This is a genomic window from Paenibacillus sp. NPDC056933, from assembly GCF_042674385.1.
Taxonomy (GTDB): Bacteria; Bacillota; Bacilli; order Paenibacillales; family Paenibacillaceae; genus Paenibacillus.
Genome location: NZ_JBHUQN010000001.1, coordinates 279,849 through 296,701, shown reverse-complemented (window position 1 = coordinate 296,701; position 16,853 = coordinate 279,849). Strand labels below are relative to the sequence as shown.

Here is a 16,853-nt window from a genome sequence, read left to right as displayed (position 1 = left end):
CGAATCCCTTTTCTTGTTCTCCGTAGAACAACGTTACTCTACCGGAGAAATTCTCCTATTTGGATGCTAGTGTTACTCGTGCTACTGTTTGATCCCAATTCACTGTTAATCCGAGTCCTTCCGAAATGAAGCGTACCGGCACAAGCGTGCGACTGTTCTTAATAATGGCCGGTGTATCAATTTCAATCGTCTCCCCATTAACCGTTGCTGTGCTGCTTCCGATCTGGAGCACCAGCGTCTGGTCATTCAGAACGGTTGTTACGGTTTTCGCTGTTTTGTCCCACGTCACTTCTGCACCCAAAGCTTCAAGGATCGCGTTCACAGGTACCATTACTCGGCCACTTTGCTCTAGCGGAGCTTGATCGGGGAACATAATCGATTCGCCATCCAGGGTTACGGTAATTGTTTTGTTCGTCGTTCCTGTTCCATTATCCGCGCCTGTCGTGCCTGTATCTTCCGAAGTCTCAGGCAAAGGTGTTACTTCACGTCCAAGCTGCTCTTGCAGATTGGCAAGTCGGTTCAGGGCAAACGTCGTCAGCGATCCCGCTGCCATGGAGCCCATGCCCATGCCACCGCCTCCACCAAAGTTACCGCCCGGACGTGTCTGGGTATTGCCAGTGCTGTCTGTTGTTCCTGTTGTGCCATCCGGAGGTGTCATACCATCGGGTGGTGTCATGGCTTCAAAACCTTCCGGAGGCGTCATGCCTTCCATGCCCTCTGGTGGTGTACCACCCATACCAGCCATACCGCCTGTTGCATCAGCGTTGGCAGAGTATGCGATGTTGGATTCAAACTGCTCTGTTGTGTAGAACTTCGTTGGATCTGCTTCTACATATGGACGAATAATATCGGCCAGACCTGTGATGCGGTCCTGGATGCCTTCCATATAATCCGTCAACGCATTGACGTAGCTCAAGTATCTTTCCTTATACTCCGGCACGGCCAGCAGGTTATTGATCATCGGTACATTTTCCATGCTAATGCCCAGTACTGGCTCATCCACGGATACATTCGTTGCGTTGGTGTTGGTCGTGGTTGATCCGTTCGTCGTTGTTCCACGTCCACCTCCACCCGAGTATCCATTGAAGGACATGTTAAAGTCCCAAGGTACAACCGTGAATTTGCCATCCGCATCGCCGTAGAGCATGTAGTTATGTCCTTTGTCTCCGCTATAGCTGTCATAGTTGCCAAAGACCATGTTACCCGCGATATATTGAAGCGCGGAATCTACGTCCAGCACACTTTCAATATCACCTTTTTCACCTTTAGGCATGTCGTTCAGCGTTTTAATGAAGTTTTTGAGCTTGGTTTTGTTCTCGTCCGTACCCAAATCTTCGGTGATCGTAGTATAGTCGCTGCCTTCTGCATATTGCAGGTAACTCTTCTCATCTGTATCATAGAGGACACCGTCCTCATAATCTTCCCCGTAATTACGTTCCAGATAGCTGTCATCTACTGCTTCGACCCCGGTATAGAAACCAACCAGTTCGCCGTTTACATACAAATTAACGTAGTTTGTCATCGGTACATCCATGCCAATACTGCGCAGCGCCTCATAGTGAAGAACTTCACGCATATACGATGGATCGGCGTAGTTGTTATTCAGAACCATTTTGTCCAGACCGAGCAGCGTTTGTGTTTTGTCGTATTTATCGAACTTTAGTCTGAAGCTGTAACGGTCGGAATCTTGCATGGATGCTACGGCTTTCAAAGTCAGATTACCCTTGGTGGAGAAACCAACGTTATCCAGCTTGTTGCCGTCCACTTCCACACTTACCTTCTTATATTCCTTATCCAGCGGGCTTTCGAGCATGCTCTTCCAGTCTGCATCATCAATCGTAACATTCACATCAATGACGTTGTCCGTTTGGAACAACGATTCATAGGCTTGCGTGATGCCTGTGCTGGTGCTCGTATCCTCTGCGGCAAACGCTGCGTTCGGGCTTCCTACCAAAACTAAAGAAGATGATGTTACCATCGTCACGGACAAGGCCGTTACTGCAACTTTACGTAGTAAACTATTCAAATGATGAATCCTCCTTCTTGGTTTCTGTTAAGCAACTTAGGCTTATGAAACCATGGTAGAGGACAAACCTTTAATGAATCTTAAATAAATGATTCACAACAAAAAGTAGCCCGCAGGCTACTTGTTCTGATCATTTATAGCTCGGTAACTGTAACACCTGCTGCTTTGTAGTAGTCCTCATTCACATTGTTTAGAATGTTGGCCTTCAGCAAAATGCCGACTCCGGCAAAAAGACCGATTCCGTTCGTGTTACCTTCAATTCGGTTATTTTCAATCACCACATTTTCGGGATTCCCTTCGCCAATATTGCCTGCTCCGGCATCGCCATTATCACGTTCAAGCCGCACGCCCCAGTAACCGCTGGCGGTATTGCTCCCGATCACATTGCCGCGTATTACCGTACCCGGTCCGTTTAGCACTTTGATTCCTGCCGCATCTGCAATTGTGGTTGTATTCTTGAGGTGATTATCCTCAATTATTGTATCAGGGGTGCCCATGGTTACCGAAATGCCGATCTGGCTGTTCGTGATCGTGTTGTCATGAATGTAGTTTCCTTTGCCCGACTTGCTGTGGTTGCTGGGTGCTGAACCCCCTGTATTGCCAAGTCCGATCCCTGCGCCTGTCAGCACATCCGTAATCACATTGCCGGAGATTTCATTGAAATACTCCAGTTCACCATGAAGATCAATAGCATCGAGCTTGGTTCCGTTAAATGTATTGCTACGCAGCACGTTGTTATGGGCGACAAACTGGATCAACGCTCCATGTCTAAGATAAGGTCCCTCAAACGTACTATCCTCCACCACATTCCATATCGTATCATTGTCAAAGCCAAGCCGATCGGTCTTGGCCGTTCCCTGAATGGAAACTCCGTAGCCTGAACCCCCAGGGCCCAGATCTGTTGCATTACGGAATGTTGCATGCTTCACAACGACATCTCGGCTGTGTTCGATGCGGATAGCCATTCGTTTGAATTTCTCCACAATTACGCCGTCGATCGTAATGTCATACGATGGTGCCTCACCATAGTTGGCGATGTGGATCATGCTATCTGGCCCCCCTGCGGAGGGATTGTTGGATTTGTGATCGGTCGTGTAGCTACCAGACCAGGATGATGTTATGGTCATATTGGATACGAGAATGCTGTGCTGAGCCGATGCTTTCAGGACCGCGCTGCCCGTCACCTGATCCAGCGATGTCTTGAGCACGGTTCCTCCACTGCTCTCTCCTCTCAGGTTCACCCCGGATTTGAGCATCAGGTTGGTGGATGTATCCGGCCCGGACAACAAATTGTACACGCCATCAGGCAAAAAAACTTCATCGCCGACGTTAGCCTCATCAATGGCGGCCTGTATTGCAGGTCGGTCATCACTCGTATTGTCAGCCAGATCTGCTCCGTAATCCCGTACATCAATCGTACGTCCAGTTACAGCATTAGGAGAATGGATAGTATGCGGTGTTCCATCTGTCTCCGTCAGTCCTGGAGCGATAAAAGGCACCGTTCCCTCTGGTGGTTGCGGCTCAATGTACGGGATCAGGGCGACAGGCGTTCCTCCCCCTGCAAATGGGGCATACAGATGAACATCGGTGAGACTCGTATAAATACTTGAATCGGAATTGCCATGCCCGGTGATTCGTACATAACGTGCAGACGTGTCCGGGATATCAAATGCCTGCATTTCTGTTGTATCCCCACTGCTTTCGCCGTTGAATACCTGGGTCCAATGATTACCGTCAACAGACGTTTCTATCTCAAAGGAGGTCTTCCTGACATCCCCTTTGTAAAAACCAATCCCGACATAGCCCGCTTGCTGTGCCTGCCCCAGATCAAATGTTATCCATTGCCTCTCTCCTGCAACAGACCAGCGTGTATAGCTGTTATTGTCGATGGTATTGGTCGCCAGGTTGCCGTCGCTGCCGCTTGCCGAGACGGAATCAACAGACAGGGGCAATACCGGAACCGCAAGGGTGATCATATCGGTTGATAAAGCGCTGCTTACGTTGCCGGCCTCGTCAATTGCCCTTACTTGAAATGTGTACGATGTCTCAGCTGCAAGTCCGCTGTCCCGGAATGACTGCTTGCCTTGTTCGGCCAGCAGAACTCCATCCCGATAGATCCGGTAGGCAGATACAGCCGTATCATCGCTGGCCGCTGGCCATCTTAGTTCTGCAAACTCCGTTCCCCAGTTGCGAATCTCCAGCTCAGCTCCCTGCTCCCATTCTGGCGCGTGTGTGTCGCTTCCATCTTCAATTAATGAGATAACAGATAACTGTGGACGCGGATTGATCGTTCCATTGGCTTCCTTGGTGTACACGTTCACAGAAACGCCTGTTGATCCGGCATCCCCGAGCAGAAACGCCACCTGCCCCTCCGCTGATCGACTCTTCACATAATCGGTTACATCGACTTCGTAGACTGCCGGGCTTCCATTCCGATCTGCCGTGACCTGGAATGTGCCAAGCAGCGAACTTTCGTTGAGACTTTGGACAGGAGCATTCGACCAGGTAAGTGATGATTCGCTCCAGTCTGTTGCATCCAAACCGTACACAGACAATTCCGTATCCGTATTCGACGTGCCTTTCTTTGCAGCAATCCGTAATCGATACCGAGCTCCCTCAGACTCATTTCCGGTCATGTCAAACTTGAAATACACATACTTCTTGGTTGACAAAGTGGAAGAAATGCTGAGCAATCCGGTACTGGAGCCCGTAGCCTGATTGAAATTCAGGTCAGGCTTGCCGCTGTCTATCGCCGCATCGTCGCTGGGCAGCTTGCTGGATATAACCTTTTCAATCCATTGCGGCTCTTCTTCATCCTCTTTCTCGCCAGGTGAAGTGTCTTCCCGATTGCTTTTGAATATGATTGGCTCCGTAACGACCCGGTTCTTCACATGCTCATCAAGAAAGGCCCACGCCTCCGCATTGGCAATCTCGGAAGCCGTACCTGTAAATCCATGGCCCTGACCGGGTACGATCTTCAGATCCACAATTGGGACACCCGCAGATTGAAGCTGTCCCGCAAAAGTAACACTGTCCGTGTAGGGAATGGTGGCATCAGCATCGCCGTGCCGAATCCAGAACGGTGGATCATCCGGTGAAGCATACGTGCCAGGCATGGCAAGTCTGGCCTGTTCCGGTACATCCAATGCGCGATGCCCGCCAAGCAGGGCCGTGACCGAGCTATAGTTATTGGCAAATGTCGTCGTAAAATCAGCAGGTCCGTACCAGTCGGCGACCGCCTGAACTTTGTCGGAATACTCAGGCCATCCGCCAGAACCTTCGAGATCAGGTATTTCTACCGTCGCTCCTGTATCCAGCACTACGGTATCACCAGCAACCATGTCCCCTGTTGTGCCAAGCAATGCAGCCAGATGGCCGCCCGCAGACGATCCCCAGACGCCGATCCGACTCGGGTCCAGATTGTACTGGGCTGCATGGGCACGCAAGTATCGGATAGCGAGCTTCACATCCTGAATCTGGGCAGGGAAAGGCGCCTCAGGCGTCAGTCGGTAGTCCAGAGATACACCGATGTAACCACGTTTGAGTACATAATTGCATATGGAGTTCAATGCCTGCTTCCGATCACCGTGATTCCATCCACCTCCATGGATATAGACCATGACCGGCATCGGCTCAGCTGCCGCTGTCTCGGGAACAGCAATGGATGAATACATCGCCCGCCCACCAGCCGTACCTATTTCCACATCTTCGTACAAAGTCACTCCTTGTGGTGGCGTAAATTCAGTATTCCCCTCTCCAGGTGGCACTGGGGAGGGGGCAGGCGTTATTCCGGGAATAGCCTGACCGTAAATGGCAACATTGTCGATATACATGTTGGCCTGCATGGCATCTCCTGTCCGAAAACGAATTTTCACCGTGCTGTTATTGTTCGCATCCGAACCCAGCGTCCAGCTTTTTAGCGTATTGCCTTCCTTGTTCTTCAGGTCCGGGGTGCCCGGGGGAAGTTCGAACGTCTCCAGCGTTGCCCAGGATGTACCATCATCCTTCGACCATTCGATAATCACACTTCCACTTATATAGGAGGAAGCACGCGTGTAGTAGCTCAGCCGAATATTTCCGTATCCGGTCAAGTTTAGAGGCAGTGCAAGCGCATCGGTTCCGTCCATCTTGATCATGTTGGGCAGCGAGGGTGCGGTGGTGGAGGATGACGTTTTGGCCTTGCTTCCACCTGCCCCTTCCTGCGACCAGGGAGCTCTCAATGCAATTCCACCTGTAGAGCCAAAATTGTCCGGGTCATCAAAGTTTTCCGCGTAAATCTCCAGCTCGGGGCCCTCCGGTTCCGGGATATTTCCTCTTTCTTCCTGCGCAGCATTTAAAATAGAATGAGGAACAGCGTCTTCCATCGCCCGGACTTCATGCACGGGAACGGCAAAACCGCTAATAAGTATGACAGACATGGCAACAAGTACAACACGCTTTTTCCACGTTTTGAACACGTCATTCACTTGTATCCCCTCCGTATTCACCTGACTCACTACACTGGTTCCATAAGTTGAACCAAAGGATATTTACACTTGCCACTCCGATGACAGAACAACCTTCCGATCACTGTTATCCCCAGATTTTTTGATTCCTCTTTTCAAAGGGGAAAATCCGAGGATAAAGGCGAACGCTCCGCTTCTTCAGGTTATTTCTGTCCTCTCCGTTATCGTGTAAAATGTATAGTTCAACTTATATAGTTAACGACGCGGCGCCGTCACGCCTTCACCGTTCTTGAACTTCTCCGTGGCTTCCTTGATCGCCTGATCGCCGCCTTTGGATTTCCATTCCTCTACCACTTTCGGCCAATCGGAGATCGGCTCCTTCCCATAAACCATTTTGATCATGTGTGTGAGCAATACTTGAGGAGGTGTATCCGAATTGGGAGCAATATCGGGATTCTGTACAAAGGCTTCCAAACGCGGATCAAAGTTGATGCCATCCCGGCCTTCTTTGGCTAAAATGGTATCGTAAATATTCATCAGCTTTTTTCCTTCCTCTGTCAGCGATAACGAGCCTTTATTGTACGTTGTGTCCTGTACGAACCATAAGAACGACTGACGGTAACGCTCTTCGTCCACACCAGCAGAGTCTGTTGGCGCTGTGTATGAAATCACGCCATTATCCTCTGTATAGGTCTCTCCTTCTGTGCCGTATGTGAAAAACTTCTCGGCTTCGTCAGACACCATCCAGTTAAAGAAACGGATAATGGAAGCCGGATCAGCCGCATCCTTATTAATAAAGTAGGCACGTGTCACCGGACCGTACAAATAATAACCGCCCTTTCCGTCAGGACCGACAGGGGAAGGAATAATCTCGATTTTCGCATCGGGAACCGACGCTTTAATCTGCTTCTCCCATTGGATCAGTTCGTTGGCGTTCATGGACCACATGCCCGCCTTGCCAGAGAGAATCGTGTTTTTGAATACGGTGGAATTGATGGTCGCGAACTCTTTGTTGATCAGCCCTTCTTCGTACATCGTCTTATAGACAGTGAGGGCTTGCTGCATATTCTCGTTATCCATGAACTTCGGTACAACCTGGTCGCCCTGCTGCTCCATCATGGACAGGAATTGCTGTACATCATAGGCACCGAAAAAGGTATCTGCATATTTGAAATCCTCACGCCCCATATATGGGTTCTCCACGCCGAGCTTCTTAAAGGCCCGCAAAACATCCATTGTCTCCTCAACCGTAGTAGGCACCTGCAGTCCCGTTTGATCCAGCAGATCCTTGCGAATCCAGGTTGCCCGGCGGGATGGATTGGATAAATATTCGGGGATGGCATAGATATGGCCGTCATGAGTTACCTGGTCCCAGGCTTCCTTCGGTACGGCTTTGAGCAAATCTTGCCCGTACTGCTGCAACAGTTCATCCAGCGGCTGAAATACCCCGGCTTCGACCGAGCCGGCCATCTCTTTGCCGTTGACGCCGCCATCACCCTGCACCACATCAGGAATATCGTTGGTGGCAAACATCTGGACCATTTTCTGCTCATATTCCTTATGGGGTACCAGGACAATTTTGAGATCCGTATTGGTCAGATCCTCCAGCTTTTTCACCCATTTATCCTGATTGATGTCCGGCGACTTCTCCACATACGTATACGCCAGCGTACGAAGTGACATGGAGAACCTCGTCTTGCCGTCTCCCCCATTTTCACCGGATTCTGCCCCGCTTCCCTTGCTGCATCCCGCGATGACCGATGCCGCCAGCAATAGCGCGATGCCTGAGACCATCCACTTTTTCATGCTACCCCTCTTTTCATCCTGATTTAGATTTAGGTACCAATCATTGGTGAAGCGCTTTCATATAGATGTTAAAACATCCCCACCGCCTGCAACAATGGGGATGTTTTAGATGAGATTGCGTTTTCTTTAGGTCATACTTAAAGTTCCACAGCATCCAGTCATATAGCACTATATAAATTGAACGTACAAACTTTACACTCAGCCACTCCGATTGCAGTACCCTCTTCCGATCGCTGTTATCCCCAGATTTTTTTGATTCCCTTTCCAAAGGGGAAAATCCGGTGATAAAGGCGAACGCTTCGCTTCTTCAGATGGGTTCTGCACTCTTCGTTCTTGTGTAAATATTCAGTTCATCTTATCTAGTACGCTTTGGATACCTCGATCTTCTTCGTTACACCGTTGTCGGTAAAATAGAGATGAATGCCGTGATCCTGGTCATCGATGAAATAAGGGACATACTTCGGCTCATCGATCTTATACGGCACAAGCAGCGTTACAATTCTATGGCTTGAAGCAGGCCGCGTTTCCGCGCTTAGATGATAATGTCTGTCCAGCCCTTCGTACTCTGCCGGGTCCACCTCTGCGAATTGATCCGTCTGGCTGAGCGACAGCTCACCGGAGGAAGCGTAGACAAACGTCCCTTCTAACCCTGCCTTATTCCCGTTCAGACGGAAGTTCTGCCCTTTCAGCTGTAGCGGGTGTAGGGCATGGAACAGCCATTGAACGCTGTCCGGCTTCTCCAGATCAATGTGGTCCACAATAACGAAGTACGATGACTGCAGAAAATGAATTTCCCGCACAACACGCTTCACATGCGGTACGGTGCTGGCGTAGGCATCGGTCGCTACCGCGCGCACATAACCATCGCCGTCTCGCCAATAGGCTTCTTCAATCTGTCCGGTTGCGGCCATATTCAGCACCTTGTTGTTCTCGGCGTACTGCCCTGCTCCGCCAATCAGCAGGTTATTTTTGGAGAGCGTCTGCCTGCGCCATTCCCGATGAAAGGAACTGCCGTGCGCGATATAGTAGCCCGTATCCGCCGCAAGCGGCTCACCGAATGCATGCAGAGTGAAGCTGTTCTGATCCGCATGGCTGTGGCTGATGGAGCCGTAACGGCTTGACTTGAGCAGCAGCATCATATGCTCATCCGGATCGTCCATCCGGTGATGCATGGCTACCCACCCTACATCCCGGAACCATTTGAGCGGCTCGATGTTCACAGGTGACTCTTCCTCCACCTGCGGATAATCGTGGCGGTAAACCAAGTCGTCAAAGTTAAAATCCCACCAGCCGTAGTTATAAAAGGCTCCCTCTGTCCCCGGATCGGATTGGCGTACACGCTCAAAGTACCACTGGTACCAGTGGTTGCCTGTAACACCCGCCAGCTGGCGGACAAGATAGCCTGTTTTCAAGTTTACCGGGTCACCTAGCGTAGACTGATCTCCGAAGCTGGCGCGCCGAGCATCAGGAGGGTACACGTAGAGTGGAAAATCCCCGGTACGCTGGAAGAACGGCCGACGGAAGAAGTCGATGCCCGCATAGTTTCGCAGCAGATTCATCGCTTCGGTCACATAGGCCATGCCTGTTGTCCAGTACATCGGACCTTCGGCCCAACCCCCATCACTGCCACCCCAAGGGGAGTACAGACAGGCATAATAATCGATGGCGTAATCCAGCCACGCTGCAGCTTGCTGCTCCTCATGCAACAAAGCCATACAGCAGGGTACAAGCACAGAGGATAATGAACGCACCGCATGGCTGTCGTAAGGCACATGATGGATCTTCGAGCGGACCATCACATGCTGGGCCACCTGCTCTGTCCGTCGCAGCAAGCTGCGCCTCACCACATCCTGCTCTTCACTGTTCAACTCATCATGCAGCCAGTCATAACCCCAAGCGAGCGCGGCGGCGACCCGAAAGGCTGCCTCGTCGTTATAATCGCGGGATGTCGTTCCCTCCGTATCCCAAGCCGCCACATGTAACAGCCAGGTTTTTGCAGCTTCAAGCAGCCGTTCGTCATGAAGCACCCGACCAGCAATGCTCAGATGACGAATCGCATATAACACTTCCTGACAGTCAATATACATTTGCCTCCAGAGCGCTGCAATACGTTTGTTGTCAGGATAAGGCAGCGGCTCACGGATCGGCTCACGATTTGCCCACGGCTCCACAGAATTTGCCATAAACGTATCCCAGCCGCAATATGTGGAATCGGACGCAATGCCATCCGCCAGTGCCTGTAGCCCACTTTCTCCGAGCCACAGCCGAGGGTGAGACGTGTCCGTGGAAAGGTAACGCTGTGCCCGAGACGGTATCGGTGTCTCGGGTAACCCCTCTGGCACGGTGAACCTCCGCACCTCACTCCATGCCGACATTTCCTGCTGTTTCTCCTGTACGGCATCCGTTTCGGCTTCGCTTCCTTGCTGCACGGGATGGTTCACAAGCAGTGCATAACGCCAGTAATATTCACCAGGTTCAAACACCCGGTCCGGCGTGAAAAAGTTATAGGGGAGCGGCGCAAACGTCATCGTCCCTTCTTCTTGAAAAGAAGGCTCCACCGACACCTGCAGCACATAGGCATTCTCATCCTCCTGCTGTGCCGCCATCCAGGTAAATCTCGGCGGGTTCTCTGTTAAAACGGTATGTTCGTCAGGTGCATAGTCCACATGGAACGGCCCGCTAATGGGTTGGTACAACGGTCTTTCTGCAGGCTTCCGCTTCACTTCCATCGTTAATCCCCTCCTTATCGCAAATGGTGCAGCATCAACGCATATACATTCCGCCATTGATTTCAAGCGTTTCTCCGGTTATAAAAGAACCCAGCTCCGAACACAGGTACAGCGCCGCACCTGCGACATCATCGGGATTGCCTTCCCGTCCAAGCGGAATGCTGCTCACCGCAGAATTTCGGCCTTCCGCCGAGGTGAACGTAGCATGGAACGCCGTCTGTCCGATGAAGCCCGGTGAAAGGGCATTGACCGTAATCCCGCCAGGAGCCAGTTCTTTGGCAAGTCCTTTGGTTAACGCAATGACAGCCGCCTTGGAGGCTGCGTAAATAGCTGCACCCGGACCGCCCCCGTTATGAGCCGCTACCGAGGTCAAATTAATAATTCGGCCGCCTCCAGCTGCCTTCATGCCAGGAATGACCGCTTTGGAGACAAATACGGCGCTCTTCAGATTGACATCCATAATCCGGCTGTAAAGCTCCTCACTCATCGTTTCAATAGGGCTCCGCTCCACCAAATGTCCCGCATTATTAACCAACAGGTTAATCGGCCCCCCAAAGCGGAGCGTAATATCCCCAACCATGGATTCAATCGCATCCGTATTCGTCACATTGGCCTGAAATGCCGCTGCTTCACCGCCAGCATCCCGGATCGCAGCTACAACCTCTTCAGCCCGCTCCATATTATGCAGACCATTCACAGCCACCTTTGCCCCGCAGCGAGCCAATGCCCCGGCAATGGCAGCGCCGATCCCTCCGCTAGAACCTGTTACAAGTGCAATTTTGTTCTGTAAATTGATATTCATATTTGATCTTCCTCCTTCATATTGGTTTCAATTAAATCCGCTTACTATGCTGATCCGCCGGAAGTGCCATCGTAATCGTCGTTCCCAACCCTTGCTCACTCTCCATCATTAAGCCGTACGTTTCTCCAAATACCAGTTGAATCCGACGATGGACATTCATGAGTCCAATGCCTCCGCGATGATAGACATCATCAGAGTCTTCACCTGCCAGACGGTTTAGTTCCAGACGGCGACGCAGCTTCTCCAGGCGTTCCTCGCTCATGCCCATACCATTATCCTGGACGATGACAAGAAAGCGATCTTCCAGGCGCCGAGCATCGATGCGGATATAATGACCGGGCTCCATGCCCCGCGGAAACGCGTGTTGTAACACATTTTCCACCAGCGGCTGAAGGGTGAGTCGAACCATTTTTTCCAGTAACAGATCCGGTGCAATGATGACCTCCACTTCAAGCTCCCGATCCATGCGATGTTTCATGATGGAAAGGTAGGCCAGCACATGTTTCAGTTCATTCGCAACCGTGATTTCCTCCAGATTGGTCTGAATGGAATAACGGAGCATATGGGCCATCGATTCCACCATCTGTGCAATTTCTTCGGAGTCCTGTACAACGGCATAACATTTGATCGTCTCCAGGGTGTTGTAGAGAAAATGCGGATTGATCTGCAACTGAAGCGCCTGAAATTCCGCACGGTGCCGCTCCAGCGCCTCCTGCTGAAGCTCGATCTCCGACTTCTGGCGGCGCAGCTCCGACTCGTATACACTCTCAATCATGTCCGACAAGCGGCTGACCATCAGATTATAGCTGCGGATCAACACGCCGATTTCATCGCGCCTTTCCTTCATCTCCACCTTGTTCCAGATTCCCTTCTCCGTCTGTCTCATTCCGTTCATCAGCACACGAATAGGTTCCACCTGAGAAGCGCCGATTCGATAGGCCACGACCAGTGCAGCCAGCAGCGTTCCTGCACCAACCCACAAGGTGGTCGAGCGAATCGTTGCAATCGGTCTTTGCAGCTCCGACAGCGGCACAGAAGCGACAAAGCGCCAGCCCGAATACTCAGAAAGCTCCGATATGAACAGTCGTTTGATGCCATCCGCATTCTGTTCCAGCGACCCTTCCTCCATGTGCATAAGCCTGTTTACGGTGCTGGCCAGCATCGCCGTCTGCGCCTCTTCGTCCCCGGGTGTGTAGATGACCGTTCCATTCTGATCCATCACATACTGATAGCCACCCTGACCGAGGTCGAGTTCTCCCCATATTTTGTCAAGCTCCAGCACATTCACTTCCATCGCCAACACGCCGTTTGGCGTATACGAGGACACGCCTCTGATCCGGCGCGCAATCGTAATGACATTGGCACTCTGTCCACTGCGAATACTCCGGGTAAGCAAAATCGATTCCCCATTTGCAGGGGTTGCAGCCAGCAACTCCTTGTACTGCTCTGCCGCGTTGATATCTGGTATGCCAGCTGAATTCTGATTGTCATCAATCACAACACGCCCATTTTCCCCGATAACATACAGGAACTTGATCTGTGGATATAACATAAAAACAGGCGGGAACACGTTCGTTTTAATCTGACGGCTATACTCGTAATTGGCATAACTGTCCTCCGAATTCATATCGAGGAAGTGCTTCACACTTCCATTCGAGAGGATGGAGTAGGTTGCACGATCATAATTTTGCAAATACAGATCGGTCTGGTACGCCGTATTGCGCATCGTCTGCGCGATGTTGTCCGCAAGTTGGTCGTTCATTTCAGTCGAGGCATAGGTGTAGGTAAACAAACCGATGGCGGACAGGGACAACGTAATCACGATGGCAAAATGAAAGAACAGGCGGATCGACAGGCTGCGCTTCATCATTCAATGCCCAACTTATTGCGGTATTCCGACGGTGTCAGTCCGGTAATCTTCTTGAACGTCTTCGTAAAATGGGGATGATCCGCATATCCCACTTCGTAGGAAATATCCGTAATCCGGTTGCCCGGCTGTTCCAGCATGCGTTTGGCCAGTTCCATTTTGCTGCGTATCCGGTATTGGATAAAGGTCTGGCCTGTCGTCTGTTTGAACAGTTGGCTGAAGTAGGACGGGTTAAGTCCCAGCTTGGCCGCAATCTCTTCCAGTGACACCTCGCGGCGCAAATGCTTCTCCAGATAGGCTTTTGCTTCTTCCACCGGATGCTTGCGCTTGCCGCTGCGCTTTTCCTTGATCGTCTTCATCAACCTGTGAATTTCGTTGCCCAGAGCCTCGAAGCACTCTTTTGAGGAAGCGCTTACATTTATCTCGCAAGACGTACTCATCGTTCCGTTGCCTCGTGCATTCATTCGGGCCACAATCAATTCGAGCAATTCCTGAAAAAGCTCCGCTGTCTGCTCAGGCATCAGGGAATATGCCGGATACCGACCTGACCATGCTGCGAGCAGTTCCGTCACATCGGTCTGCCGTAGCTCCCATATGGCCTCTTCCAGACGCATGGCCCAGTCATTCAGCTCCCTCACAGGTACAAGAGATGCAGTGGGCTTATCCTCTTCAGACGCCATCAATTTGAGCAGCAGCTCATGAAGCTCCTGTCGCCCCACAGGTTTTAGCAGATATCGCTTTACCCCATAATCCATACAGGCTCTTGCATATTCAAAGTCCGAATAACCGGAGACCACAATAATGCGCATCGTACTGCCCTGCTCAGATAAACGTCGGCACAGCTCAATACCATCCATCGTTGGCATGCGGATATCCGTAAACAGGATGTGAGGCCGAAATTCCTCCACCACCTGGAGAGCTTCTTCCCCCTGTGCTGCCTGCCGAATCTCACAGTCGAACAGCCCCGCTTGCTCGATCATTTTGGCCAGACCCATTCGAATCATTGGTTCATCATCCGCAATCAAGATTCTGAACATCGCCATTCCCCCGTTTCCGTCAGATCTGTATGCTGCTTGTACTTAAGATTTGACGGAGCCGACCATGATTCCTTTTACAAAATGCTTTTGCAGGAAAGGGTAAATGATAATAATCGGTAAGGTGGCGATGATGATGGTTGCCATTTTGATGCCTTCCGGCGATGTATGTGCAAGAGTGCTATAGACGGCAGACCCCGGATCGACGGAAATATCATCACTTTCAAATAACTTTTTGAGTGTAACCTGGATTGGCCACCAGGCTGGATCATTCAGATAATACAGGGCGGTGGAATAGGCATTCCAGTGGCCTACTGCATAGAAAATGCCGAGTGATGCCATGGCCGGTTTGGACAATGGAATGACGATACGCCAGATGATGCCAAATTCCCCACAGCCATCGATGCGGGCAGCGTCGATCAGTTCACCCGGCAGCTGTGCGAAGAACGAGCGCATAACGAAGAAATTAAAGGCATTAATCGCTCCCGGCACAATTAGAACCAGTGGATTGTTGACCAGATGCAGTTCTTTCATCAGGATAAAATTCGGAATGAGCGGGGCCGAGAATACAACGGTCACCAGGACAAACATGACGACCAGAGAGCGCCCCTTGTACTCAGGACGGGATACGGGATAGGCCAGCGATGCCGTTGCAGCGAGATTGACCAGCGTTCCAAACACCGTCACCCCAACCGATACCGCAAATGCCCGCCAGAACGAAGCATCCCCGAATACATATTCATAATTGATCCAGGTAAAAGCAACAGGCCAGAAGCTGACCTTTCCGCCCATGATCGCTTCCGAGCTGCTGAGTGATTGGGCCAGCACATTAATGAAAGGCAGAATCATCGTCAACGAGAGCAGCGTTAGAAAAACGAGATTTCCAATGCGGAATATACGGTAACGGACACTGGGGGTACGCATAGAACTCGCCTCCTAATACAGGCTTTCGCCGGTTGTTTTTTTGCTGAAGAAATTACCGAGTAGAATAAGCATCAAACCCACGACCGATTTGAACAACCCGATGGCTGTTGTATAGCTATATTGCTGTGAGAGAAGCCCGGCTTTGTAGATATACGTATCCAGAATTTCACCCGATTCCAGATTGAGCGGATTCAGGAATACAAACACACGCTCAAAGCCCAGATCCAGGAACTTTCCGATGTGCAGCAGCAGCAAAATCATAATTGTCGGCAGCAAGGATGGCAGGGTAATCGACCATATTTGCTTCAAACGTCCGGCACCATCCACCTCTGCCGCTTCATACAGGTCGGGATTGATCCCCGCAATGGCAGCCAGGAAAATAATCGTGCCGTAGCCCGAATCCCGCCAGATTCCGGAACCGATCAGAATGGAACGAATGTACGAGTCTTCTCCAAGAAAGTAGATCGGTTGCATGCCCAGAAATCCAAGTACCTTGTTCACCACTCCGGCGTCCATCGAGAAAATACCCATGAAGATACCGCTAATGACGACCCAGGACAGAAAGTGAGGCATGTATACAATCGTTTGCAGCAACCGCTTGAACACAATCATCCGTACTTCATTCAGCAGAATGGCCAGTAAGATCGGTACCGGGAATGCAATCACCAGATCATATAGTCCGAGCAGAAGTGTATTGTTGAGAATTCGCAAAAAGTCATAATGGCTGAACATCTTCTGGAAATGCTCCAAGCCGACCCAATCACTTCCGGTGATGCCTTTGAAAATATTGTAGTTCTGAAAAGCAATGACCGAGCCGAACAGAGGCACATATTTGAAGAGGAAAAAATACAAGATGCCCGGTAACGAGAGCAGATATAGTATCCGGTATCGCCATAAGTAGCGGCCTGCATCACCAAGCCTCGTGCCGAGATTGGATGAGTTGTGCAGTCGAGTTGGACCCCCGCTTGACGATGCGATATCCGCCGGCTTCACGTCTTCTCCCCTCCCTGCTTCTGTGACTGCCTGTTTCTCAAATTATCAGGAACGTTCTCGTCCCATGGGATTTCGTTGAATTCAACGGAAATGTACTCCGGCTCACGATCAATAATACGTGAAAGCTCGCGTGTAAACACCTCCACGATCTCCTGCTTTTGCTCATCCGTCCTGCCTTCATACAGCCTGATTGAAATTTCCGGCATCCGAGTTCAGCTCCCTTTCAC

10 protein-coding genes are annotated in these 16,853 nt (G+C 50.9%); all 10 read right to left on the bottom strand.

Annotation, left to right across the window (positions count from 1 at the left end):
• Nucleotides 1-55 precede the first annotated feature (55 nt).
• Complete coding sequence (locus ACFTRD_RS01245; RefSeq protein ID WP_379377235.1) at nt 56-2,026, bottom strand: CotH kinase family protein; 1,971 nt, start codon at nt 2,024-2,026, stop codon at nt 56-58.
• Between the two features lie 134 nt (nt 2,027-2,160).
• Nucleotides 2,161-6,522, bottom strand: a complete 4,362-nt coding sequence (locus tag ACFTRD_RS01240; protein ID WP_379377233.1) for an alpha/beta hydrolase fold domain-containing protein — start codon at nt 6,520-6,522, stop codon at nt 2,161-2,163.
• 204 nt (nt 6,523-6,726) lie between these two features.
• Entirely contained in the window at nt 6,727-8,277 is a 1,551-nt protein-coding gene (locus tag ACFTRD_RS01235) for an extracellular solute-binding protein (RefSeq protein WP_379377231.1), read from the bottom strand.
• 359 nt (nt 8,278-8,636) lie between these two features.
• Nucleotides 8,637-11,006, bottom strand: coding sequence for a DUF4962 domain-containing protein (locus ACFTRD_RS01230; RefSeq protein ID WP_379377229.1), 2,370 nt, complete (start codon nt 11,004-11,006; stop codon nt 8,637-8,639).
• Nucleotides 11,007-11,040: 34 nt separating this feature from the next.
• Nucleotides 11,041-11,808 (bottom strand): SDR family NAD(P)-dependent oxidoreductase, encoded by a 768-nt coding sequence (locus tag ACFTRD_RS01225; RefSeq protein ID WP_379377227.1) that lies wholly within the window; start codon nt 11,806-11,808, stop codon nt 11,041-11,043.
• 31 nt (nt 11,809-11,839) lie between these two features.
• Entirely contained in the window at nt 11,840-13,678 is a 1,839-nt protein-coding gene (locus ACFTRD_RS01220) for a cache domain-containing sensor histidine kinase (protein ID WP_379377225.1), read from the bottom strand.
• The gene (locus tag ACFTRD_RS01215) at nt 13,675-14,712 is read right to left on the bottom strand and encodes a response regulator transcription factor (RefSeq protein ID WP_379377223.1); all 1,038 of its coding nucleotides are present in this window, start codon (nt 14,710-14,712) and stop codon (nt 13,675-13,677) included. The genes ACFTRD_RS01220 and ACFTRD_RS01215 overlap by 4 nt, the downstream gene beginning before the upstream one ends.
• A gap of 42 nt (nt 14,713-14,754) precedes the next feature.
• A complete protein-coding gene (locus ACFTRD_RS01210) occupies nt 14,755-15,633 on the bottom strand; it encodes a carbohydrate ABC transporter permease (protein ID WP_379377221.1) in 879 nt (292 codons plus the stop codon).
• Between the two features lie 12 nt (nt 15,634-15,645).
• Nucleotides 15,646-16,581: an ABC transporter permease gene (locus tag ACFTRD_RS01205; RefSeq protein WP_379381098.1), complete on the bottom strand. Its 936-nt coding sequence runs from the start codon at nt 16,579-16,581 to the stop codon at nt 15,646-15,648.
• Nucleotides 16,582-16,622: 41 nt separating this feature from the next.
• Nucleotides 16,623-16,832 (bottom strand): tautomerase family protein, encoded by a 210-nt coding sequence (locus tag ACFTRD_RS01200; RefSeq protein WP_379377218.1) that lies wholly within the window; start codon nt 16,830-16,832, stop codon nt 16,623-16,625.
• Between the last annotated feature and the right edge of the window lie 21 nt (nt 16,833-16,853).